Annotated in this window: 17 protein-coding genes; 10 read left to right on the top strand and 7 right to left on the bottom strand. The window is 71.0% G+C overall.

The genetic code is table 11. The features are described from left to right. Window positions 1–2 precede the first annotated feature (2 nt). The 4 genes from ACFYQ6_RS12585 to ACFYQ6_RS12570 are packed head-to-tail and all read right to left on the bottom strand — an operon-like array spanning window position 3 to window position 4,498. Complete coding sequence (locus ACFYQ6_RS12585) at window positions 3–653, bottom strand: ATP/GTP-binding protein (RefSeq protein WP_361573653.1); 651 nt, start codon at window positions 651–653, stop codon at window positions 3–5. Then, on the bottom strand, window positions 634–1,047 hold the full coding sequence (locus ACFYQ6_RS12580; protein WP_145803226.1) for a DUF742 domain-containing protein: 414 nt from the start codon (window positions 1,045–1,047) through the stop codon (window positions 634–636). Before ACFYQ6_RS12580 ends, ACFYQ6_RS12585 begins: the two co-directional genes overlap by 20 nt. Next, complete coding sequence (locus ACFYQ6_RS12575) at window positions 1,044–1,523, bottom strand: roadblock/LC7 domain-containing protein (RefSeq protein ID WP_145803228.1); 480 nt, start codon at window positions 1,521–1,523, stop codon at window positions 1,044–1,046. Before ACFYQ6_RS12575 ends, ACFYQ6_RS12580 begins: the two co-directional genes overlap by 4 nt. After that, on the bottom strand, window positions 1,520–4,498 hold the full coding sequence (locus tag ACFYQ6_RS12570) for a nitrate- and nitrite sensing domain-containing protein (protein ID WP_388762820.1): 2,979 nt from the start codon (window positions 4,496–4,498) through the stop codon (window positions 1,520–1,522). The genes ACFYQ6_RS12575 and ACFYQ6_RS12570 overlap by 4 nt, the downstream gene beginning before the upstream one ends. A 367-nt stretch (window positions 4,499–4,865) precedes the next feature. Between ACFYQ6_RS12570 and ACFYQ6_RS12565 the strand changes: the two genes are divergently transcribed. Next, entirely contained in the window at window positions 4,866–5,651 is a 786-nt protein-coding gene (locus ACFYQ6_RS12565; RefSeq protein WP_361573648.1) for a hypothetical protein, read from the top strand. 81 nt (window positions 5,652–5,732) lie between these two features. On the opposite strand, the gene ACFYQ6_RS12560 is transcribed toward ACFYQ6_RS12565, so the two are convergent. Next, window positions 5,733–6,215, bottom strand: a complete 483-nt coding sequence (locus ACFYQ6_RS12560) for a MarR family transcriptional regulator (RefSeq protein WP_361573646.1) — start codon at window positions 6,213–6,215, stop codon at window positions 5,733–5,735. Window positions 6,216–6,466: 251 nt separating this feature from the next. On the opposite strand from ACFYQ6_RS12560, the gene ACFYQ6_RS12555 reads away from it, so the two are divergent. Both ACFYQ6_RS12555 and ACFYQ6_RS12550 read left to right on the top strand, forming a co-directional pair. Next, entirely contained in the window at window positions 6,467–7,309 is an 843-nt protein-coding gene (locus tag ACFYQ6_RS12555; RefSeq protein WP_388762818.1) for a lysozyme, read from the top strand. A 230-nt stretch (window positions 7,310–7,539) separates the two neighbouring features. Next, window positions 7,540–8,292 (top strand): polysaccharide deacetylase family protein, encoded by a 753-nt coding sequence (locus tag ACFYQ6_RS12550; RefSeq protein ID WP_361573642.1) that lies wholly within the window; start codon window positions 7,540–7,542, stop codon window positions 8,290–8,292. Between the two features lie 242 nt (window positions 8,293–8,534). Here ACFYQ6_RS12550 and lon read toward each other — a convergent pair whose 3' ends face one another. Further along, entirely contained in the window at window positions 8,535–10,964 is a 2,430-nt protein-coding gene (lon, locus tag ACFYQ6_RS12545; protein WP_361573640.1) for an endopeptidase La, read from the bottom strand. A 395-nt stretch (window positions 10,965–11,359) separates the two neighbouring features. Between lon and ACFYQ6_RS12540 the strand changes: the two genes are divergently transcribed. The 5 genes from ACFYQ6_RS12540 to ACFYQ6_RS12520 all read left to right on the top strand — a co-directional run bounded on the left by ACFYQ6_RS12540 (window position 11,360) and on the right by ACFYQ6_RS12520 (window position 18,415). Further along, the gene (locus ACFYQ6_RS12540; protein WP_361573638.1) at window positions 11,360–12,043 is read left to right on the top strand and encodes a spermidine synthase; all 684 of its coding nucleotides are present in this window, start codon (window positions 11,360–11,362) and stop codon (window positions 12,041–12,043) included. Between the two features lie 232 nt (window positions 12,044–12,275). After that, window positions 12,276–13,013 carry a response regulator transcription factor gene (locus ACFYQ6_RS12535; protein WP_056794186.1) on the top strand — a complete coding sequence of 246 codons (738 nt, stop codon included), beginning with the start codon at window positions 12,276–12,278 and terminating at the stop codon, window positions 13,011–13,013. Further along, entirely contained in the window at window positions 13,010–14,086 is a 1,077-nt protein-coding gene (locus ACFYQ6_RS12530; RefSeq protein ID WP_361573635.1) for an ATP-binding protein, read from the top strand. The genes ACFYQ6_RS12535 and ACFYQ6_RS12530 overlap by 4 nt, the downstream gene beginning before the upstream one ends. A 258-nt stretch (window positions 14,087–14,344) precedes the next feature. Continuing rightward, window positions 14,345–18,145, top strand: coding sequence for a multifunctional oxoglutarate decarboxylase/oxoglutarate dehydrogenase thiamine pyrophosphate-binding subunit/dihydrolipoyllysine-residue succinyltransferase subunit (locus ACFYQ6_RS12525; protein WP_388762815.1), 3,801 nt, complete (start codon window positions 14,345–14,347; stop codon window positions 18,143–18,145). 90 nt (window positions 18,146–18,235) lie between these two features. Continuing rightward, on the top strand, window positions 18,236–18,415 hold the full coding sequence (locus ACFYQ6_RS12520) for a DUF6104 family protein (protein WP_014048295.1): 180 nt from the start codon (window positions 18,236–18,238) through the stop codon (window positions 18,413–18,415). Here ACFYQ6_RS12520 and ACFYQ6_RS12515 read toward each other — a convergent pair whose 3' ends face one another. Then, a complete protein-coding gene (locus ACFYQ6_RS12515) occupies window positions 18,416–19,297 on the bottom strand; it encodes a hypothetical protein (protein WP_388762813.1) in 882 nt (293 codons plus the stop codon). It abuts the gene before it with no gap. Between the two features lie 174 nt (window positions 19,298–19,471). Here ACFYQ6_RS12515 and ACFYQ6_RS12510 point away from each other — a divergent pair, with 174 nt between their 5' ends. Both ACFYQ6_RS12510 and ACFYQ6_RS12505 read left to right on the top strand, forming a co-directional pair. Then, a complete protein-coding gene (locus ACFYQ6_RS12510) occupies window positions 19,472–20,329 on the top strand; it encodes a DUF4097 family beta strand repeat-containing protein (RefSeq protein ID WP_361573629.1) in 858 nt (285 codons plus the stop codon). 1 nt (window position 20,330) lies between these two features. Then, window positions 20,331–21,308, top strand: a complete 978-nt coding sequence (locus tag ACFYQ6_RS12505) for a helix-turn-helix transcriptional regulator (protein ID WP_361573627.1) — start codon at window positions 20,331–20,333, stop codon at window positions 21,306–21,308. The last annotated feature ends 127 nt before the right edge of the window (window positions 21,309–21,435 follow it).

The raw sequence follows: 21,435 nt of genomic DNA, 5'->3' as shown, positions 1-21,435 counted from the left end.
CGTTACTCGGGGGCGACGTCGAGGGCGTGGCCCACCAGGGCGAGCAGCGACTCGACGACGGTGATCCTCTTACGCGCATCCATGATCACAACAGGTACGTGCGGAGGTACGGTCAGGGCCTCCCTGACGTCGGCCTCGTCATAACCGGTGCTTCCCTCGAAGTGGTTGACAGCCACGATGTAGGGCAGGCCGCAGCTCTCGAAGTAGTCGAGCGCGGCGAAGCAGTCGGCGAGCCGCCGTGTGTCGGCCAGGACGACGGCGCCGATCGCGCCGCGCACCAGGTCGTCCCACATGAACCAGAAACGCTGCTGACCGGGGGTGCCGAAGACGTACAGGACGAGGTCGTCGTCGAGCGTGAGACGGCCGAAGTCCATCGCGACGGTCGTGGTGACCTTGTCGGGCGTGGCCGTGAGGTCGTCGATCTCCTCGCTGGCCTGCGTCATCAGCGCTTCGGTCTGCAGCGGGGTTATCTCGGAGACCGAGCTGACGAAGGTCGTCTTGCCCACGCCGAAGCCGCCCGCGACCACGATCTTGGTCGCGATCGGCGCGCGGGTGGTGTCGAGCTGCCAGGCCTGTACCGCCTCGACGGGCGCGTCCTGCGAACCTCGCGGGCGCGGAGTGAAGAGCGGCGCCTCAGAGACGGCGGAGTCCATTGAGCACCCTTTCGAGCAGTGCGCGGTCGGGCTGGCCGGCTCCGTGACCGGTTCCGTACACGCGGATCTTTCCCTGGTCGGCCAGGTCGCTGAGCAGCACCCGGACGACTCCGAGCGGCATCTTCAGCAGGGCCGAGATCTCGGCGACCGTACGCATGCGGCGGCAGAGTTCGACGATGGCGCGGAGCTCCGGCATGACGCGCGACGCCAGATTGCCGTTGGTGAGCTCGCGGCGCTCCTCGGGCGCTTCCAGCGCGGCGACGAACGTCTCGACGAGCAGGACGTGACCGAAACGGGTACGGCCGCCGGTGAGGGAGTACGGGCGGACCCGTGCCGCCTTGCGGTCGGCACCCCGGACGGGGAGTTTTCGTACGGGTTCAGCAGCTGACGTCACTGGGTGCTCTCCATCGATTTGCGCAGCTCACTGCGGAGTTCGGGGGTGAGTACGTGTCCTGCACGGCCGACGAAGAGCGCCATGTGGTAGGCGACGACGCTCATGTCGCAGTCGGGGGTGGCGTGCACGCCGAGCAGCGAACCGTCGCTGATCGACATGACGAAGACGCTGCCCTCGTCCATCGCCACCATGGTCTGCTTGACGCCGCCGCCGTCCATCAGCTTGGCGGCGCCGATCGTCAGGGACCCGATGCCGGAGACGATCGTGGCGAGGTCGGCGCTCGACCCCCTGGGGCCTCCCGCACCGCCCGCGGCCTTGGCCGCCGCGAGACCGGGGTCCGAGGAGAGCAGCATCAGCCCGTCGGACGAGACGACGGTGACCGAGTGGACTCCGGGCACCTCCTCCACGAGATTGCTCAGCAACCAGTGCAGGTTACGGGCCTCGGTGCTCAGCCCGAATGTGCTGGGCGCAGTCAACTGCGTGCCTCCTCGACTGTGTCCCCCGTCTCATCGATTCGACCGTCGTTACGGTCGGTCAGCTCAGTGTGGTCTGTCTGTGGGCCGCTGTCGGCGATCTCCGCCTCGACATCGCGCCGCCCGTCCTTGGCGCCCTGGTGGAAGCCGCCGAGCCTGCGGCGCAGGGCTTCCTTGTCGAGGCTCCCCTTGCGCTCGGTGACCGGGGCCGTCGGCGGCGCCGTGATCTTCGGGGTGCGCTTGGGCAGCCCCTTGTCGGTGAGGCGCGCGGGGCTGGGGGCCGGGTCGGGCACCTCCTCGCCCAGTCCGGTCAGCGGCTGCCGGGGGCCAGGGACGGCGTCGGCGGCGGCCGGCGCGGCGGGCACGGGAGCCTGAGCGGGGCTGGTGTCGGCGGCGCGCTCGTGGCGCTCGGGGCCGATGGCGTACGGGCTCTGCGTCTCCGGCCGGGTGTGGCGGGGAGCGTCGGGCCGGGTGCCGGGCCCGGTGTCCTGGCCGGTCTCCTGCTCGGTGTTCTGCTCGGTGTTCTGCTGCAGGGGCAGCCGGACCTGCATCGTGGTCTCGGCCTCGGACTCCGCGGGGCTGCCGGGCCCGGCAGCCGGGTCGGTCGCCGCAGGCGCGGGAACGGCCGGCGCGGGCGCCGCGTCCGCCGGTACGGGAGCGGCGTCCGCCGGTGTGGGGGCCACGTCTGCCGGTGCGGGGGCGGCGGGTCCGGGTGCTGCCGTCGCGCCCGCGGCGTGCAGGGTCCGTTCGGCGGCGGCGATCAGCGGGTCACCGGCGGAACGCGAGGGCAGGGCGTTGGAGTTGGCCTCGGCGACCGATCCCGGGAGGTTGAGGGCGGGAGCGTCCCCGGGCAGCTGGACGGGCGGCGGGGAGGACGCGGGCGGTGCCTTGGGCAGCAGGGTCTGCGGAAGGACGACGACCGCTGTCACCCCGCCCCCCTTCTGCTCGCGCAGCTGGACCCGTACGCCGTGGCGGGCGGCCAGCAGTGACGTCACCTGAAGACCCAGTCCGGCCCCGTCCGCGGCCTGTTCGCCCGCTTCGAAGGACGCCGGGTCCGCCAGCCTGGCATTGAGCTCGCCCATCCGGACCGCCGACATGCCGATGCCCTCGTCCTGCACGGAGAGCATCACCTCTCCGGTCTCCAGCAGCCAGCCGGAGAGCTCGACATGGGAGTCGGGCGGCGAGAAGGAGGTCGCGTTCTCCAGGAGTTCGGCGACCAGGTGGCTGAGGTCGTCCGCGGCGAAGCCCGCGACCTGGGCGTGCGGCGGCAGGGACTGGATGGTGACCCGCTCGTACCGCTCGATCTCGCTGACCGCGGCGCGCAGTACGTCGACGAGGGGGATCGGGCTCGCGTGGCTCTGGCCGTGCTCGGCGCCCGCGAGAACCAGCATGTTCTCGCTGTGCCGCCGCATCACGGTGGCCATGTGGTCCAGCTTGAAGAGCGTGGCGAGACGCTCCGGGTCCTGCTCGCGCTCCTCCAGGCCCTCGATGACGCCGAGCTGGCGCTCCACGAGACCGAGCGTGCGCAGCGAGAGGTTGACGAAGGTGTGGTGGACCGTGTTCCTCAGCCGCTCCAGCTGGCTGGTGAGTTCGGCCACCTTGACCTGGAGCTCGGCCCGCTGGAGGGTGAGCGCCTCGCGGCCCGCGACGAGTTCGCCGCGCTCGGTCTGCAGGTTCTGGAGCTGACCGGTGACGTCGTGGTGCAGCCCGTGCAGCTTGCCGTGCAGCGCGTTGATGGACCGTACGACCTGGGCGAACTCGTCGTTGCGCCCGGTGTAGCGGACCGGCTCCGCGGTCTCGGGTGCCTCGGCGATGCGGCCGGCCCCGATCCGCAGGACGGCGAGCGGCTGGGTGAGGGTGCGGGCGACGGCTGTCGATACGCCCACGGCGATGAGCAGGCAGCCGCCGAGGAGGGCGAGGCGCAGCTCCAGCGCGGTGACGTCGTCGTCGCGCAGCCCTTCCAGGCGCTGCACCTGTGCGGTGCCGAGCGCGGACTCGACGCCACGCATGCGGTCGATCCGGGCGGAGAGGGCGGCCTCGAGCTTCTCGGGGTCGGAGGACCGGTCCGAGTCGGACAGTTCGGGGCGGTCGGTGAGCCGGGTGAGGTACTTCTCCGCGTCGGTCACCTCGGGTCCGGTGACCGTGGAGCCGAGCTTGTCCCGCGCGGACGGCCCGGCGGCCTGGTCGAACTCGGCGAGGGAGGCCAGCTCGCGCACCCGTGCCTGCTGGGCGGCGGCGCTGAGTTCGTCGCGGTCGCGGTCGTCCTCGGCGCTGCTCGTGTCCTGGCCCTGGACGGGCAGGCCGGTGAACGGATCGGTCTCCGGTTCCTGCGGCTCGGTGCCGGGCACGGAGAGCGCGGCCAGGAGCAGCCCGCGCGTGGCGGCTGCCTGCTCCACGGCACCGCCGAGGGCCAGCGGGGCGCGGGTGGCGTCGGCGGCGCGGGGCGGTGTCTTCTGGGCGAGCTCGTCGGCGAGGCCGTGGAGCTTGGCGATGACCTCGGAATACGCCTGGTACGCGTCCATCGCCGAGCCTTCGCCGGTCAGCGCGGCACGGCGGAGCGAGGGGATGGTGGAGAGGTCCCGGCGCAGCGCCGCTGGGGCGGCCTCCCGGATCTCGTCCACCTGCTGGTCGACACGGGCCGCCGGGCTGGAGGAGCCTTCCCTGGCGTCATCGGTCTTGCGCCCGGCCGCGATGTGCGCGATCACCTCGTCCCGCTCGTCCGCGAGGGAGTGCGCGAGGGTGATCGCCTGCTGGTTCAGCTCGGCGAGCGTGACCAGGCTCTGGGACTCGTTGAGATCGGAGGACGCGCCGAGGGCCGCCGGGGCACCCGCGGCGATGACGGTGATCCCTACGACGGCGACGCCGGCGACAAGCCGGCTGCGTACCCGCACGGTCCGCTTGGAGGCACTCGCTGTCTGAGGCGTCGCCCCGGACTCCTCGCGCGTGCTGTCCTTGCTCCGAGGCCGCTTCTTCTGCACCGGTGCTCGCAATCTTGACTCGTCCGCCCATGAAGCAGAGGTGACGCACGGTCACGTAACCGGACCCCGCCCTGGTGTGCACCGTACGGCTTCCGACCATTCCAGCGCTTTTGAGAGGGGGCCGTGCATCAACCGCTCCGCCACTCGAACGAGTGAACATCACTCCGGAGTTGGCGAACAAGTCTCCCCAGGGGCCCCGCCGGCCATGCATCAGCCCCCGGGTGGAACTTCGCGCCCGGCTTTGGCAGTATGCCCGCCCGCATATGCGCGGAGCACGCTCTTCCGCCGCCAGGGGCCACTCTGACCTGCTGGTACGGCCCGGCGGCGATCGTGCAGGCCCCGTGAAGGCTTGGTGCAGACTGACTGGATGCGTATCGAACTCGCCACCGAGCCCGGCAGTCCCGAACGCCCCAACGAGGACTGGGCGTCGGCCGTCGCTCCTGCGGCCGGCCAGGGAGGCACCCTGGTTCTGCTCGACGGAGTCACGCCACCCCGCGCCACCGACGGGTGTGTGCACTCGGTTCCGTGGTTCACCTCACGGCTCGGAGGCGCCCTGGCCGAACTGTCCGCTTCGCGGCGGGATCTGACGCTGGCGGACATTCTCGCGGCGTCCATCCGGCGCACCGCCGACACGCATCGTTCCCTGTGTGACCTTTCTCACGTACGTACGCCTCAGGCGACGGTGGTCCTCGCGCGCTGGGACGACCTGCGCGTCGAGTACCTGGTGCTCTCCGACTCGGTCCTGCTCCTGGAGTCCCTCGACGGGGCGGTCGAGCCGGTACTCGACGACCGCCTCGACCGGTTGCCTCGGGGCTCCCTCGCCTCGGAGGAGGCGGTGGACGCGCACCTGAGGAACAAGGAGGGCGGCTTCTTCACGGCGGCCGCCGACCCCTCGGTGGTGTCACGCGCGGTGACCGGCGAGGCGCTCCGGGCGGAGGTCCGGGCGCTGGCCGCCCTGACCGACGGGGCGAGCCGCTGGACGGAGAAGTTCCGGGAGGGCGACTGGGCGGGCACCCTGGGGATGCTCCGCAAGGTGGGGCCGCAGGGGCTCATCGACCGGGTGCGGGAGCTGGAGCGGGCCGACACCGGCCGCGTGTTCCTGCGCCGCGGCAAGACGCACGACGACGCGACGGCCGTACTGGTGGAGTTCTAGGCGCCGCACCCGCGCGTCCGCGCGCGGGCCGGCCCGCCGCCCGGCACGCTCCGCGTGGAGCGCACCACCGCGCGGCACGCCTCAGTCCTCGGCCCGTTCGTTGAAGTGGTGCAGCAGCCGCGCGAGTTCGGCGACCTCGGCACGGTCCCAGCCCGCGAGCTTGCGGGCGTAGCGTCCACGGCGGGCGTCGCGGACCCTGCGGAAGCGTGCGAGGCCCTCGTCGGTGAGGTGCACGAGGGAGGCGCGGCCGTCCGCCGGGTCGGTCTCCCGGGCCACCAGCCCGAGCGACTCCAGGGCCCGCAACTGCCGGCTCATGGTCGCCTTGCCGACGCCGAAGTAGGCGGCGAGATCCGTCGCGCGCTGCCGCCCTGCCGACTCCAGCCGCACGAGGAGCCCGTAGGCCGCCGCCTCCAGGTCCGGGTGCACCTCGCGTGCCATCTCCCCCGAGTTGGCACGCGCCCGGCGCAGGAAGACCGCCAACTCGCGCTCCAGCGCGAGGAACTCGTGGTCCACACCATTTCCGGCCTTCGCGCCGGGTTCACCACCGCTTTCGCTCCCGTGCACGTCAACACCCCTCGTTTGCTTTCCGGCCCATGAAAATTTCTTTCACCTGCCGCCATCGCCGCAGCTTGGCCAGTATTTCGCAGGCGTAGACCTCCGGCGGCGGCCGGACCCCCTTCCGGAGGGCGGGTCTACGTGCGTAGCTTCATGAGTGCCACGGATGGCATGTCCACACCATGGCGCACGACCGCAGGAGCGTCCCGCACCCGCTCCTGGGCCATGAGCTCCCCCCACCGAGCCCTCGGAGGCACGCAATGCCCGTGCACAGATCCAGAACCCCCAGCTCCCGCCGCTCCCGTCTCGCCGCGGCGGGCACGCTCCTCGCCGCCCTCGCCCTGCTGCTCACACTGCCCGGTGCGGCGTCCGCCGCAGGCACCGCGGTCGTCCCCGAACGAGGGACGGCGAGGATGGGCCAGGGCGTGATCGCTCACGACGGCGCCCAGGGCGGCGGCCCCATCGGCGCGACCGCCGTCCAGACGGAAGGCGTGGACGTCAGCGGCCACCAGGGCAACGTCGCCTGGTCGACCCTGTGGAACAGCGGCGTGAAGTGGGCGTACGTCAAGGCCACCGAGGGGACGTACTACAAGAACACGTACTTCACCCAGCAGTACAACGGCTCCTACAACGTCGGCATGATCCGCGGCACCTACCACTTCGCCACCCCGGACACGACCAGCGGCGCCACCCAGGCGAACTACTTCGTGGACAACGGCGGGGGCTGGTCCAGGGACGGCAAAACGCTGCCCGGCGTGCTGGACATCGAATGGAATCCGTACGGGGCGCAGTGCTACGGCAAGACCCAGGCCGGCATGGTCGCCTGGATCCGCGACTTCGTGAACACCTACAAGGCGCGCACCGGACGTGACGCGGTGATCTACACCGCGACCAGCTGGTGGAAGGACTGCACGGGCAACAACGCGAGCTTCGGCAGCACCAACCCGCTCTGGGTGGCCCGCTACAACACCACGGTCGGCGAGCTCCCGGCCGGCTGGGGCTTCTACACGATGTGGCAGTACACGTCGTCGGGCCCGACGGTCGGTGACCACAACCGCTTCAACGGCGCCCTCGACCGAGTGGTGGCGCTCGCCAACGGCTGAGCCCGCACACGGCGGAGAGCCGGCGCGCGCACGCCCGGGGGCCCGCCCCGACAGCGCCACGTACGGATGAGCCCCGGTGACCGTCCCCAGGTCACCGGGGCTTCACGCTGCCCGGCCACCCCTACTATGAACCAAGCGTATACACGCTATGTATAGTCACCCCGTGCCGCTCCACCGGTGTGCGGCCTGCCCACGGGGAGTGACCTGCCGTGCCTGCTGCGCCCAGAAAGATGCCCTTGTCCCGCATGCGGTTGACCGCCGTCTTCGTGACCGTGCTCACACTGGCGCTCGGGGGGTGTTCGGCGCCGACCTCGGCCCCCGCGTCGGCACGCGCCGATGCGGCATCCGACGCCAAGGGGGCCTACGGCTCCGTGGACTGCGCCGAGGCCAAGTGCATCGCCTTGACGTTCGACGCGGGACCGGGGAAGGACACCCCGCACCTCCTGGACGTCCTCGAGGAGAAGAAGGTGCCGGCCACGTTCTTCCTGCTCGGCCGGAGCCACGTGCTGAAGCACCCGGACACCGTGCGGCGCATCGCCGACGAGGGACACGAGGTCGCGAACCACACCTGGTCGCACAAGATATTGACGGACATGAGCCGCGCCGGGATACGGGCCGAGCTGGAGAAGACCCAGCGGGCGATCGAACGGATCACCGGGACACGGCCCCGGCTGATGCGCCCGCCCCAGGGCCGCACCGACGGCACCGTGTCGGAGATCTGCGAGGAGCTCGGGCTCTCACAGGTCCTGTGGAGCGCGACCGCCAAGGACTACTCCACCGACGACTCCGCGCTGATCGAGGAGCGGATACTCGACCAGGCGAGCAGGGACGGGATCATCCTGCTGCACGACATCTACGCGGGGACGATGCCCGCGGTGCCAGGCATCATCGACACGCTGAAGGAGCGGGGCTACACCTTCGTGACCGTCCCCCAGCTGATGGCCCCCGCGGAGCCGCAGCCCGGCACGGTCTACCGCCCCTGACCCGCGGACCCGCCCTGCGCCGCCACCGCGACCCGCACCTGCGGCCCACGGCGGGCCCCGCTTCTGGGGCCGTCGGTCCCGGGCCGGAAGGGGCCGGAGGCCCTGCCCGAGAAGGGCCGGCGCCCCGGGCCGGGAAGGGCCGGCGGCCCCGCCCCGCACGCGGAACGGCCCGCCCTCCGGGGGGAGGGCGGGCCGTCCGTACCGGCCGTGCGCGTGGCGCCGCGTCCGTCACCACGTGACACCTATGCGGCGGCCGGGATCCTCTCCCGCACCTCGGCCGAGGCCGGGGCGAGCGCGATCTCCAGGACCTGGCGCACATCGGTCACCGGGTGCACCTCCAGGGTGTCGAGGACCTCCGCCGGGACGTCGTCCAGGTCGGCCTCGTTGCGCTGGGGGATCACCACGGTGGTGATGCCCGCACGGTGAGCGGCCAGCAGCTTCTGCTTCAGGCCGCCGATCGGCAGCACCCGCCCGGTCAGCGACACCTCGCCGGTCATCGCCACGTCCGTACGGACCAGCCGTCCGGAGAGCAGCGAGGCCAGCGCGGTCGTCAGGGTGATACCGGCGCTCGGGCCGTCCTTCGGGACCGCACCCGCCGGGAAGTGGATGTGCACGCCCCGGTCCTTGAGATCGGCCACGGGGAGCTCCAGCTCCGCCCCGTGCGAGCGCAGGAAACTCAGGGCGATCTGCGCGGACTCCTTCATGACGTCGCCGAGCTGACCGGTCAGGGTCAGTCCGGACGCCCCGGTCTCCGGATCGGCGAGCGAGGCCTCGACGAACAGCACGTCGCCGCCGGCTCCGGTCACCGCGAGCCCGGTGGCCACGCCGGGCACCGCGGTACGGCGCTCGGCCGGGTCCTGGGCGGACTCGGGCACGTGGTGCGGCCGGCCGATCAGGCCCCGCAGGTCCTGGTCGGTCACCGTGAACGGAAGCTCCCGTTCACCGAGCTCGTGCTGGGCCGCGGCCTTGCGGAGCAGCCGCGCGACGGCCCGCTCCAGGTTCCGCACCCCGGCCTCACGGGTGTACTCGCCGGCCAGCTTGCGCAGCGCGGACTCGTCGAGGCTCACCTCGCCCTCCTCGAGACCGGCCCGCTCCAGCTGGCGCGGGAGCAGGTGGTCCCGGGCGATGACGACCTTCTCGTCCTCGGTGTAGCCGTCCAGCGTGACCAGCTCCATGCGGTCGAGCAGGGCCTCCGGAATGGCGTCCAGGACGTTGGCCGTCGCGAGGAACACGACGTCGCTGAGGTCGAGTTCGACCTCCAGGTAGTGGTCGCGGAAGGTGTGGTTCTGAGCCGGGTCGAGGACTTCGAGCAGCGCCGCGGCCGGGTCGCCCCGGAAGTCGGAGCCGACCTTGTCGATCTCGTCCAGCAGGACGACCGGGTTCATCGAGCCGGCCTCCTTGATGGCCCGGACGATCCGCCCAGGCAGCGCCCCGACGTATGTACGCCGGTGGCCGCGGATCTCCGCCTCGTCCCGGACACCGCCGAGCGCGACCCGGACGAACTTGCGCCCCATGGCGTGGGCGACGCTCTCCCCGAGGGACGTCTTACCGACCCCGGGAGGACCGACCAGCGCCAGCACCGCGCCGCCGCGCCGTCCGCCGACGACACCGAGGCCCCGGTCGGCGCGCCGCTTGCGTACCGCGAGGTATTCGGTGATGCGCTCCTTCACGTCCTGCAGACCCGCGTGCTCGGCGTCGAGGACCGCCTGAGCGCCCCGGATGTCGTACGCGTCCTCGGTCCGCTCGGTCCAGGGGAGTTCGAGGACGGTGTCCAGCCAGGTCCGGATCCAGGAGCCCTCGGGGCTCTGATCGGAGGCACGCTCCAGCTTGTCGACCTCCTTGAGCGCGGCCTCACGGACGTGCGCGGGAAGGTCGGCGGCCTCGACGCGGGCCCGGTAGTCGTCCGTCTCGTCCTCGGGATCGCCGTTGAGCTCGGACAGCTCCTTGCGTACGGCGTCGAGCTGGCGCCGCAGCAGGAACTCGCGCTGCTGCTTGTCGACGCCCTCCTGGACGTCCTTGGCGATGGACTCGGCGACATCCTGCTCGGCGAGGTGCTCGCCGAGCCACTGGATGGCGAGCTTCAGCCGGGCGACCGCGTCCGTGGTCTCCAGCAGCTGGACCTTCTGCGCCGAGGTGAGGAAGGGGGAGTACCCGGAGTTGTCCGCGAGGGCGGAGATGTCGTCGATCTGCTGCACCCGGTCCACGACCTGCCAGGCACCGCGCTTCTTCAGCCAGCTGGTGGCCAGCGCCTTGTACTCCTTGGCCAGCTCGGCGGCGGCACCGGGAAGAGGGTCGGGCAGGGCCACGTCGATCCTGGTGCCCTCGACCCAGAGGGCGTTGCCGGGCCCGCTGGTGCCGGCACCGATGCGCACCCGGTCACGGGCCCGGATGAGGGCGCCGGGGTCGCCGTCCGACAGCCGTCCGACCTGTTCGACGGTGCCCAGGACTCCGGTCCCGGTGTAGTTCCCGTCGATGCGCGGCACGAGCAGCACCTCGGGCTTGCCGCCACCGGGCCGCGCGACGGCCTGTGCGGCCTCCACCGCGGCGCGCACCTCCGCGTCCGACAGGTCCAGCGGAACCACCATTCCGGGCAGTACGACCTCGTCGTCGAGCGGCAGCACGGGCAGGTCGATCGGCGTGGACGCCTTGGACGCATTGGATTCGGCAGTCATGATCTCCCCTTCGGCAGGCAAGTTGAGCTATGTGGGCTCAATGCTTGTGAGTCCCCGAATGTTCCCCACGCCGTGTTCGCTGTGAGCGATCACCCGTCACACCAGGTCCGGAGCCCACAAAATCGCGTACGGACGAACTCCGGCACGGGGGTCCCGACGGACCGCACGGGGCGCCTGCCTCTACGGCAGCATCCGGCGAGGAGCGTCCATTCCCCCGACCCTCACCACCGAAGGACAGGACGACGGGCCCGGCCCCCGTGCGGCCCAGGACGGACGGGACGCGCACCCCCCGGACGGGGAGGGTGAGATCTTGCGAATCCGGTGGTCCGGGTCTCCTCGCACGGGAAAAATGGCCGCCGTCGAGCCCCGCCGACCGGAGACCGGAGACCGCGCCCATGCCCGCCACAGACGCCCACCGCCCCGTCGTCCTGGACCGCCGCGACGGGCCCTTCGGCGAAGTCGTGCTGCGGGAGCGCGGTGAGGACTTCGAGATCATCGCCAACGGCTGCTTCCTGATGGACACCTCCGACGGGCGTTCCGAACGCCTGCTGGTCGACGCGGCGCTCGACGCGCTGCCCGCCGGCCGGGCGGACCCGTCGGTACTGATCGGCGGACTGGGCGTCGGGTTCTCCCTGGCACACGCCGCCGCCGAGCCGCGCTGGGGCCGGATCACCGTCGTCGAGCGGGAGGAGGCGATCGTGGACTGGCACCTGGAAGGACCGCTCGGCCGCATCTCCCGCGCCGCCCTCGCGGACCCGCGCACCGTCATCCTCCGTACCGATCTCGTCGCCCACCTCCGCACGGCCACGGAGCGTTACGACGCACTGTGTCTGGACATCGACAACGGGCCCGACTGGACCGTCACCGAGGGCAACGGAAGCCTCTATTCCGCCACCGGTCTCGCGACCTGCCGCGCACGCCTGAAGCCCGGCGGAGTGCTCGCGGTGTGGTCCGCCCAGCCGTCCGAGGACTTCGGGGAATCTCTGCGGAATGCCGGATTCCGCGCAGTAAGCACCGAAGAAGTAGCCGTTGCCCGAGGTGTGCCGGACGTGGTCCATCTCGCACTGCGGGGGGACTGAACCCCCACCCGGTATGCCCACCCCCGTTCCCCTGCGGATCACACGTCTCAAGTCCGCCGATCCGTCCCTATCCCATGGGTAACACCTTCACGTCGGACAACACCCTGCGTAGCCGAGAGGCGTCCTCAGCCTTTACGCTGCTTGGCGGCACAAGGGATCACCGACGAAATCCACAAGCGATAACCGTGCCTCCGGGGGAATGGCCTCCGCGAGAACGGGCAGGGGCGGGGCGATGGAACAGACACACACCACCCACAACGGCGTCGCGGCCACCCCCGGGGCTCAGCGCCGGGTGCTGGTGGTAGAGGACGACCCGACGATCGTCGACGCCATTTCCGCCCGGCTGCGGGCCGAGGGCTTCCTGGTGCAGACCGCACTGGACGGGCCCGCGGCCGTGGACGCGGCCGAGGCATGGCAGCCCGACCTGATGGTGCTCGACATCATGCTTCCCGGCTTCGACGGCCTGGAGGTCTGCCGTCGCGTGCAGGCTCAGCGCCCCGTGCCGGTGCTGATGCTCACCGCTCGCGACGACGAGACCGACATGCTCGTCGGGCTCGGGGTCGGCGCGGACGACTACATGACCAAGCCCTTCTCCATGAGGGAACTGGCGGCGCGGGTGCACGTCCTGCTGCGCCGGGTCGAACGGGCCGCGCTGGCCGCCGTGACCCCGCGCAGCGGCATCCTGCGGCTCGGCGAGCTGGAGATCGACCACGCCCAGCGCCGGGTGCGGGTGCGCGCGGACGACGTCCACCTCACCCCGACCGAGTTCGACCTGCTGGTCTGCCTGGCCAACACCCCCCGCGCCGTGCTCTCCCGGGAACAGCTGCTCGCGGAGGTCTGGGACTGGGCCGACGCGTCCGGGACCCGGACGGTCGACAGCCACATCAAGGCTCTGCGCCGGAAGATCGGCGCCGAGCGGATCCGTACCGTGCACGGCGTCGGCTACGCCCTGGAGACCCCAGCGCCATGACCCGGCCCGGGTCCGGACTGCGGCCCTTCTCCATCAAGGCCAAGCTGGGCACCCTCGTCGTGATATCCGTCTTCATCACGACCGGACTGCTCATCGTCGCCCTGCGGACCAGGACGGAATTCCGTTTCATCACGGTCTTCTCCGTGATCGCCACGCTGCTGATCACCCAGTTCGTGGCGCACGGCCTGACCGCGCCTCTCGACGAGATGCGCGCGGTCGCGCGGTCGATCTCGCACGGCGACTACACGCGCCGGGTGAGCGGCGCCGGGCGGCGCGACGAGCTCGGGGACCTGGCGCAGACGATCAACCGCATGACGGACGACCTGGAGGCGGAGGACCGGCACCGCAAGGAGCTGGTCGCCAACGTCTCGCACGAACTGCGCACCCCCATCGCCGCGCTCAGAGCCGTGCTCGAGAACGTGGTGGACGGGGTGTCCGCCGCCGATCCCGAGACGATGCGCACGGCGCTGAAGCAGACCGAGCGCCTCGGCAGACTCGTGGAGACCCTGCTGGACCTCTCCCGGCTGGACAACGGGGTGGTGGCGATCAAGGCCCGCCGCTTCGAGGTCTGGCCGTACCTGTCGGGCGTGCTGAAGGAGGCGAACCTGGCCGCCTCCCAGCGCCGGCTCTCCTCCGGCTCCGGCAATCACTCGCGTACGGACGTCCATCTGCATCTGGACGTGTCACCGCCGGAACTCACGGCGTACGCCGACGCCGAGCGGCTGCACCAGGTGGTCGCCAACCTGATCGACAACGCCGTCAAGCACAGCCCGCCGCACGGCCGGGTCACCGTGCTGGCCCGGCGTGGAGCCCACCCCGAGTCGCTGGAGCTGGAAGTCGTCGACGAGGGCCCCGGCATCCCGGAGGCGGAGCGCCACCGGGTCTTCGAGCGGTTCAACCGGGGCCAGGCCCCGTCGCCGCACGGCCCGGGCAGCGACGGCGGTACGGGACTGGGGCTCGCGATCGCCCGGTGGGCGGTGGATCTCCACGGCGGACGCATCGGCGTGGCCGAATCCGCCCGCGGCTGCCGGATTCAGGTCACTCTTCCGGGGAACCCGCAACTACTGGGTTGACCTGGTGTTCGAAGTTCAGGGCCCTTGTTCTCTCCCGTCCCGGGAAAGAGATACGGTCCAGGGGGCCGTAGCACCGGCCTCGCGTACCGAAGGGCAGCGGAACCCTGCTTGTTTCCCGCCATTTCATGCGCCGAAACCCGGCTTCGGATGTGATGTGCACGACGAAGACCGGCCCGGCCTGCACGTAACGGCTCGGGAGGCGTAGCCTTGATTTCCGCTGTCCATCACCTTGTGAAGCGGAAGAGGGCGGTTGCCGCCGTGTCGTCTCAGTCCCCCAGTAACTCGAGCATCTCGACCGATCAAGAAGCAGGCTCCGGGTCGAACCCGGCCGCCGCATTCGGCCCCAATGAGTGGCTCGTCGACGAGATCTACCAGCAGTACCTCCAGGACCCGAATTCGGTCGACCGCGCCTGGTGGGACTTCTTCGCCGACTACAAGCCGGGCGCGTCCGGCACGGCGGACAAGCCCGTACCCGCACCCGCGGGAGCGGTGACACCGGCTCCGGCCGCCGCCGCGGAAGCGCCCGCTCCGGCGAAGGCGCCCGCCGCGCCCGCCGCCCCGGCCCAGCCCGCGGCCGCCGCTCCGGCGAAGGCAGCGGCTCCCGCGAAGGCCGCCCCGGCACCCGCCAAGGCAGCCCCCGCCAAGGCCGCGCCGGCACCCGCGAAGGCGGAGGCCCCGGCCGAGGCCCCCGCAGGCCCGGAGTACGTGACGCTGCGCGGCCCGTCGGCCGCTGTCGCGAAGAACATGAACGCCTCCCTGGAGCTGCCGACGGCCACGTCCGTCCGCGCGGTCCCGGTGAAGCTGCTCTTCGACAACCGCATCGTCATCAACAACCACCTCAAGCGCGCCCGCGGCGGGAAGATCTCCTTCACGCACCTCATCGGGTACGCGATGGTGCAGGCCCTCAAGGCCATGCCGTCGATGAACTACTCCTTCGCGGTGAAGGACGGCAAGCCGACCCTGGTCAAGCCGGAGCACGTCAACCTCGGTCTGGCCATCGACCTGGTGAAGCCCAACGGCGACCGCCAGCTCGTCGTCGCGGCCATCAAGAAGGCCGAGACGCTCAACTTCTTCGAGTTCTGGCAGGCGTACGAGGACATCGTCCGCCGCGCCCGCGTCGGCAAGCTCGGCATGGACGACTTCACCGGCGTCACCGCCTCGCTGACCAACCCCGGCGGCATCGGCACCGTCCACTCGGTGCCGCGCCTGATGCCCGGACAGGGCCTCATCATGGGCGTCGGCGCGATGGACTACCCGGCGGAGTTCCAGGGCACGTCGCAGGACACCCTGAACAAGCTGGGCATCTCGAAGGTCATGACCCTGACCTCGACGTACGACCACCGGGTCATCCAGGGTGCGGCGTCCGGCGAGTTCCTGCGCGTCCTGGCCCAGCTGCTGCTCGGCGAGAACGACTTCTACGACGAGATCTTCAAGGCGCTGCGCATCCCCTACGAGCCGGTCCGCTGGCTCAAGGACATCGACGCCTCGCACGACGACGACGTCACCAAGGCCGCGCGGGTCTTCGAGCTGATCCACTCCTACCGGGTCCGCGGCCACGTCATGGCCGACACCGACCCGCTGGAGTACCGCCAGCGCAAGCACCCCGACCTGGACATCACCGAGCACGGCCTCACCCTGTGGGACCTGGAGCGGGAATTCGCGGTCGGCGGTTTCGCCGGCAAGACGATGATGAAGCTCCGCGACATCCTCGGCGTCCTGCGTGAGTCGTACTGCCGCACCACCGGCATCGAGTTCATGCACATCCAGGAGCCGAAGGAGCGCAAGTGGCTCCAGGACCGGGTGGAGCGTCCGCGCCCCGCTCCGGAGCGCGAGGAGCAGCTGCGGATCCTGCGCCGCCTCAACGCCGCCGAGGCGTTCGAGACGTTCCTGCAGACGAAGTACGTCGGCCAGAAGCGCTTCTCCCTGGAGGGCGGCGAGTCCGTCATCCCGCTGCTCGACGCGGTCATCGACTCCGCCGCCGAGGCCCGCCTCGACGAGGTCGTCATCGGCATGGCCCACCGCGGCCGGCTGAACGTCCTGGCCAACATCGTGGGCAAGTCGTACGCGCAGATCTTCCGCGAGTTCGAGGGCAACCTCGACCCGCGCTCGATGCACGGCTCCGGCGACGTCAAGTACCACCTGGGCGCCGAGGGCACCTTCACCGGTCTGGACGGCGAGCAGATCAAGGTCTCGCTGGCCGCCAACCCCTCGCACCTGGAGGCCGTCGACCCGGTCCTCGAGGGCATCGCCCGCGCCAAGCAGGACATCATCAACAAGGGCGGCACGGACTTCACGGTCCTGCCCGTCGCGCTCCACGGCGACGCGGCCTTCGCGGGCCAGGGCGTCGTCGCCGAGACGCTCAACATGTCGCAGCTGCGCGGCTACCGCACCGGCGGCACCGTGCACGTGGTGATCAACAACCAGGTCGGCTTCACCGCCGCCCCGGAGTCCTCGCGCTCCTCGATGTACGCCACGGACGTGGCGCGCATGATCGAGGCGCCGATCATCCACGTCAACGGTGACGACCCGGAGGCCGTGGTCCGCGTCGCGCGGCTCGCCTTCGAGTACCGGCAGACGTTCAACAAGGACGTCGTGATCGACCTCATCTGCTACCGCCGCCGCGGTCACAACGAGGGCGACAACCCGGAGTTCACCAACCCGCAGATGTACACCCTGATCGACAAGAAGCGCTCGGTGCGCAAGCTCTACACCGAGTCCCTCATCGGTCGTGGCGACATCACGCTGGAAGAGGCCGAGCAGGCCCTCCAGGACTTCCAGGGTCAGCTGGAGAAGGTCTTCGCGGAGGTCCGCGAGGCCACCTCGGCGCCGTCCCAGCCGCATGTCCCGGACGTGCAGGCGGAGTTCCCGGTCGCCGTGAACACCGCGATCTCCTCGGAGGTCGTGAAGCTGGTCGCCGAGTCGCAGGTGAACATCCCCGACGGGATCACCGTCCACCCGCGCCTCCTGCCGCAGATGCAGCGCCGTGCCGCCTCCGTCGAGAACGGCACGATCGACTGGGGCATGGGCGAGACCCTGGCCATCGGTTCGCTGCTGATGGAGGGCACCCCGGTCCGGCTCGCCGGCCAGGACACCCGCCGCGGCACGTTCGGCCAGCGCCACGCGGTTCTCGTCGACCAGAAGACCGGCGAGGACTACACCCCGCTGCTCTACCTCTCCGAGGACCAGGCCCGCTACAACGTCTACGACTCGCTGCTCAGCGAGTACGCGGCGATGGGCTTCGAGTACGGCTACTCGCTGGCCCGCCCGGAATCCCTGGTGATCTGGGAGGCCCAGTTCGGTGACTTCGTCAACGGCGCCCAGACGGTCGTGGACGAGTTCATCTCCTCGGCCGAGCAGAAGTGGGGCCAGACGTCCGGCGTCACCCTGCTGCTCCCCCACGGGTACGAGGGCCAGGGCCCGGACCACTCGTCCGCCCGTCCGGAGCGTTTCCTGCAGATGTGCGCGCAGGACAACATGACGGTCGCGATGCCGACCCTGCCGTCGAACTACTTCCACCTTCTGCGGTGGCAGGTGCACAACCCGCACCACAAGCCGCTGATCGTCTTCACCCCGAAGTCGATGCTGCGTCTCAAGGCCGCGGCCTCGAAGGTCGAGGAGTTCACCAGCGGTGGCTTCCGCCCGGTGATCGGCGACGAGACGGTCAAGGCCGAGGCGGTCCGCAAGGTCGTCTTCGTCTCCGGCAAGCTCTACTACGACCTCGACGCCGAGCGCGAGAAGCGTGGGGACACGGAGACGGCGATCATCCGTCTGGAGCGCCTGTACCCGCTGCCGGGTGCCGAGATCCAGGCCGAGATCGCCAAGTACCCGAACGCCGAGAAGTACCTCTGGGCGCAGGAGGAGCCGGCGAACCAGGGTGCGTGGCCGTTCATCGCGCTCAACCTGATCGACCACCTGGACCTGGCCGTCGGCGCCGATGTGCCGCACGGCGAGCGCCTGCGCCGCATCTCGCGTCCGCACGGTTCGTCCCCGGCGGTCGGCTCGGCCAAGCGTCACCAGGCCGAGCAGACACAGCTGGTCGCCGAGGTCTTCGAGGCCTGATCAGCGGCTGTACGTCACCCGAGGGCCCGGCCCCGCGAGCGTCTCGCGGGGCCGGGCCCTCGGGCGTTCCGGCCTCGTTATTCTTGTTCCATGTACTTCACGGACCGTGGCATCGAGGAACTGGAGAAGCGGCGCGGCGAGGAGGAGGTCACCTTCGAGTGGCTCGCCGAGCAGCTCCGTACGTTCGTCGACCTCAACCCTGACTTCGAGGTCCCCGTCGAGCGCCTCGCGACCTGGCTGGCACGGCTGGACGACGACGAGGACGAGTAGTCAGCTTCCGGGACCGCTCCCAGCCGCGCTCCTGAAACGGTTGTACGCGAGTCCCAGCACGCCCTGCACGAGCAGGACCAGGCCGGCCGTGATCCAGCCGCCGCTGCGCCGCCGGGCGCCCCAGAGCGTGAGCGGCAGACCGGCAGCGATCTGCGCCGTCGCCACGGCGCGGGCCCTGGGGCCGAGCATCCACGGGCCGAGACTGCCGCTCTCCACGGAGTCGAGCTCCACACGGACGGCGTCGCGCCAGCCGGCCCATGCGATCTGCTCCGTCTCCGGGTGGATCCCCGCCACCGAGCGCAGCCGGTCGGCGGGCTCGCCGGGCGCGAGGCCGGGCGGCAGCGCCACTCCGGCCCGCGTGAGCACGGCGATCAGACCGCGAAGGCGGGCGTCGGCGTCCGAACCGGGGTCCGCGCGGGTGAGCGCTTCGAGTTCCTGTACGTCGAGGACCGGGTCGAGGCCCAGCCGGGTGGCGAACGTCCGCATGGCCTCGTCCTCGGCGGCCGGGGTTCCGTCGGCCAGCCAGATGTAGCCGACGGGGCGCCGGAAGCCCGAGGCGAGGGTGTATCCGGACCGGTCCCCGTCCCACCACAGGGCGAGTACGGGCCAGGTCGAGCCCACCGCGAGTGCGGTGGCCCAGCCGCCGACGACCCGGTCGACGGGTTCGGCGCCGTTGCCGCCCGCCGCCCCGCCGTTGCGGCCCACCGCTCCGCCGTTCGTGTGCCCGGTCCGCCGCCACGGCTTTCCCTCGGGGACGAGCACGCTCCAGCCCTCGCCGGCCGGCATCAGCAGCATGTGCTCCTGCAGGAGGTGGGCCACGGGCCGTACGTTCTCGGGGTCGGCCCGGCAGAGGAGCAGGGCGCCCACGGATGTCGCGGTCATGCCTCACACGCTAGGGCAATTTGCCCTCTTCTGAGTCATGTGCACAGCTCCGCTCCACCGGCCACGCCGCGAGCACCCGTCATTGTTCACCCTTGACTTCCATGATCCGCGATATATCGTGTTACTCAGAAGACACGATATGTTGCGTCACGCCACCTCATGGGAGGTCAGACCATGCCCGAGTCGACGTGGACCGTCGCCGAGCCCCGGAAGCTCACTTTCGACGACCCCGTGACGGCGCTCCACGTGCGCATCGTCGACGGCGTGGTCAACGTCGTGGGCACCGACGAGACGACCGCGCGGCTGGAGGTGTCCGACATCGACGGCCCTCCGCTGGTCGTGACCCAGGATGGCGGAACCCTCACCGTCACCTACCCGGACCTCTCGTGGCAGGGCTTTCTCACCTGGCTGGACCGCAAAACTCCCCGCCGTCGCGCGGCGGTGTCCCTCGCGGTTCCCGCGGGCGCCGTGGTGGAGGTCGGCGTGGTCGGCGCCGAAGCGGTCCTCTCGGGAATCCGGGGCCGCACGGAGCTGCGGGGCGTCTCCGGCGACAGCACCGTGGTGGGGCTGTCCGGCATCGTCCGCGCCGAGACCGTGTCCGGCAGCCTGGAGGCCCAGTCCGTCAGCGGCGACCTCCGCTTCCATTCCGTGTCGGGTGATCTGACGGTCGTCGAGGGCTGCGGCACGTCGGTGCGGGCCGACTCGGTCACGGGCCACATGGTGCTCGACCTCGGCGCCTCGTCGAAGCCGACGGACATCAGGCTGACGTCGGTCTCCGGAGAGATCGCCATCCGGCTTCCGCACCCGGCGGACGCCAAGGTCGAGGCGAACACCGCGAGCGGCGCCGTCTCCAACGCCTTCGAGGATCTGCGCGTGGGCGGCCAGTGGGGCGCCAAGAAGATCACCGGCACTCTGGGTGCGGGCACGGGGAAGCTGAAGGCGACCACCGTCTCGGGCTCCATCGCCCTGCTGCGCCGCCCACCCGCCCAGGACCACACGCACGAGGCCGAACCGACCGGAAAGGTGCTCTGACATGCCCCCCGTATTCGCCCACGGGCGCCTTCGCCTGTACCTCCTCAAGCTGCTCGACGAGGCCCCTCGCCACGGCTACGAGGTGATCCGGCTCCTGGAGGAGCGCTTCCAGGGCCTGTACGCCCCCTCGGCGGGCACCGTCTATCCGCGGCTGGCCAAGCTGGAGGCCGAAGGCCTGGTCACCCACGCCACGGAGGGCGGCCGCAAGGTCTACTCGATCACCGACGCGGGTCGGGCCGAGCTGGAGGGACGCGGCGCCGAGCTGGCCGACCTGGAGCTGGAGATCCGCGAGTCGGTCTCCGAGCTGGCCTCCGAGATCCGCGACGACGTGCGCGGGGCCGCGGGCCGGCTCCGCAAGGAGATGCGCGCGGCAGCCTCGGAGTCCAGGCAGACCTCCGCGCCCAAGGGCAGCGGCTGGGATGCCGGGTTCGGCGAGAAGGAGGCGTGGCGCACCGCGAAGGAAGAGCTGCGCAAGGCCAAGCAGGAGTGGAAGGAACAGGCCCGCAAGGCGAAGGACGAGTCACGCAGGGCCCGGGAGGAGGCGGAGCAGGCACGCCGTCAGGCCCGGGAGGCCCACGACAACGCACGGCGGCAGATGCAGAACGCGGCCCGCCAGGTCCAGGAGCACTTCGCGCGCGGCGACTGGCCCACGGGCGTGCGGGAAGGGCTGGCCGAGATCACGGGGCAGCTCGGCAACTTCGCGAGCACCGGGACCTGGCCGTACTACAGCCGGCCCGCTCCCGAGGAACCGGACATCGAGTGGGCCGCGGACGCCGCGAGCACCGGCGATCCCGGCCGGGACCTGGACCGCCTGCTGGACCGCTTCCGCGACGACATCCGCGACGCGGCCCGGGACCACGGCGTGACCGAGGGTCAGCTCAAGGAAGCCCGCCATCACCTGGCAACGGCCGCGACCCGGATCGAGGGACTGCTGAAGGAGCAGACCGAGGGGGCGAAGAGGGCTTCGGGCAACGCCTGACGGACGCAGCCCTGGCGCGGGGGCGGGGCAGGTCCCGTAGGCGCCGCCCTGCCGTGGGCGGGGCAGGTCCCGGCCGCCCTGCTGCGGGCGGCGCAGGTCCCGGCCGCCTTAGCCCGGGGGCGGGGCA

The sequence above is a fragment of the Streptomyces sp. NPDC005494 genome (assembly GCF_042872025.1).
Classification (GTDB): domain Bacteria; phylum Actinomycetota; class Actinomycetes; order Streptomycetales; family Streptomycetaceae; genus Streptomyces.
Note: the sequence above shows the minus strand (reverse complement) of the source record. Positions and strands in the feature narration are given on the sequence as shown.